The sequence below is a fragment of the Sheuella amnicola genome, assembly GCF_010499255.1.
GTDB classification, from domain to species: Bacteria; Pseudomonadota; Gammaproteobacteria; order Burkholderiales; family Burkholderiaceae_B; genus Zwartia; species Zwartia amnicola.
Genome location: NZ_JAAGRN010000024.1, coordinates 1 through 2,017, shown reverse-complemented (window position 1 = coordinate 2,017; position 2,017 = coordinate 1). Strand labels below are relative to the sequence as shown.

Sequence of the window (2,017 nt, the reverse complement as noted above, 5' to 3'; positions counted from 1 at the left end):
CGGCAATTGAATTTTGATACAGTTTTTCCGACATCGGCAATTGAATATTGATACACCAGTTTGTCATGTTATTTATTTTGCTAGTCTCGATTAGACTGCCAAGCTCTCCTTTTCAGTAGTCGATTTTTTTGTCATCACCCCAGCGCGTCTCTTTTCACGTAACCGAAAGCTTTCACCTTGAATCGGCACGACATGTGCGTGGTGTAATAACCGATCCAGCATTGCGGCCGTGAGGGTGGCGTCATCGGCAAATGTTTGATCCCATTGACCAAACGGCAGGTTGCTGGTCACAATCAGACTGCCATGCTCATATCGTTTGGCAATGACCTGAAAGAAGAGATTTGCTTGCTCCCGGCTCATCGGCAGATAACCAATTTCATCGATGATCAACAATCGGTATGGGTTGACGAAGCGCTTCAGCGCATCAGCCAGTTGGTTTTGCCGATGTGCGGTTGTCAGAATCATCAGTAAATCTGCTGCTGTGATAAAGCGCACCTTGATGCCCACCTGCGTAGCGGCATACCCCAGTGCCACTGCAATATGCGTCTTTCCGGTACCGCTGGGTCCCAGCAGTACGATGTTCTCGCTACGTTCGATGAAGGCTAAGCTGGCGAGCTCCAGGATTTGTGCGCGGGGCACGCCGCTGGCAGCGCTAAAGTCAAAGCTGTCGAGTGTCTTGATCGCTGGAAAGCCGGCCAGTCGAGTCAGTGTGATACGTTGACGGGACTGCCGTGCGAGCTGTTCTGCTTTCAGAACTGACTCCAGGAATTCAGTCAGACTGATGTCATCAGCGATGGCCTTTTGTGCCAGATGAGGCAAGACATCAGCAATGGTTGTCAGCTTGAGTTTTGCGCATAGTTCGATCACGCGTTCATGGGCGATGTTCATGCGGCTGCTCCCATCATCTGGTCGTAGATCGACAGCGGGTGCTGTAGCGGGGCGATCCAGTTCTGAAACCGGTCGTGCAATTGCTTGCCGCTTGCCGGTATCGCTGTCTTAATGAGTGCCGGATAAGGTTGCGGTAGGTTTTGTAATGATGGTCGCTCCACAACCAGTTGTGTGCCGGGCCGTAGTTTGGTCGTGCCGTGAGATCGGACATCGGCAACTTCACGCAACCATCGCCAAACCTCGACATTGGCCGTAACTACGTCTAATTGCAAACCCGCCAACTTTAGGCGTGCTACGAGCGGGACATAAAAACTGCGTCGAATATAACCATTCATGCGCTCGACTTTACCTTTGGTCTTTGCGCGGTATGGCCGGCACAACTCAGGCTGAAATCCATAATGTTTGGCAAAGTCGAGAAAGCCAGGCTGGAAACGATGCAGCCTCGGACCGTAGGCATCTCGCTCAATAACAACCGTTTTCATATTGTCGTAAAGCGCTCGGCGCGGCACGCCACCAAACCATGTGAAACAATTTGCGTGGCAGGCAAGTAGCGTATTCAGTCGCATGTCGGTAACAAACTCGACATAACTGGCACGGCTAAAGCCGAGCGTAGCGACAAAAGCGAATAGGCTGTCGCCTTTGCGCCGTCTAAACTCGATCCAATCGACTTGCATCTGGTCGCCTGCTATGGTCTCGAAACGCACCAACGGATCGGGAGTACGCACCGGGCGCAAAGTGGCAACAAAGCTGCGCACGGTGCGCTCACTGCCGTCGAATCCTTGCGCGCAGATTTCACGCCAGAGTACGGTGGCTGGGATCCAGTCTGGGGCAGCTGCCGCGACGCGCTGTTGCAGGTAAGTCGCAAAGGGTGCCACCTTTGATTCTCGTTTGACTCGCCCCTGATAGGCAGGAGCGGTGCCATCTTCCAAATATTTGCGCACGGTATTGACCGAGCAGCCTAGTTCGCATGCGATGGTTCGCAGGCTCTTTCCCTGCTTGCGCATGATCTTGATTTGCATGTATTCCTCGTATGAAACCATCGCCGCTCAAAAAACGACGATTATCCCTTTGTCGAGGTGTATCAATTTTCACCTGCCGACCTGTATCAATTTACAGTTGCCGATGACAA

General features: G+C 52.3%; 2 protein-coding genes. Both read right to left on the bottom strand.

Features of this window, described 5'->3' with window-relative positions; translation table 11 throughout:
* Positions 1 to 90: 90 nt before the first annotated feature.
* Complete coding sequence (gene istB, locus G3I67_RS14855; RefSeq protein ID WP_163656356.1) at positions 91 to 888, bottom strand: IS21-like element helper ATPase IstB; 798 nt, start codon at positions 886 to 888, stop codon at positions 91 to 93.
* Positions 885 to 1,928, bottom strand: coding sequence for an IS21 family transposase (istA, locus tag G3I67_RS14850; protein WP_163656354.1), 1,044 nt, complete (start codon positions 1,926 to 1,928; stop codon positions 885 to 887). The genes istB and istA overlap by 4 nt, the downstream gene beginning before the upstream one ends.
* Positions 1,929 to 2,017: the final 89 nt, after the last annotated feature.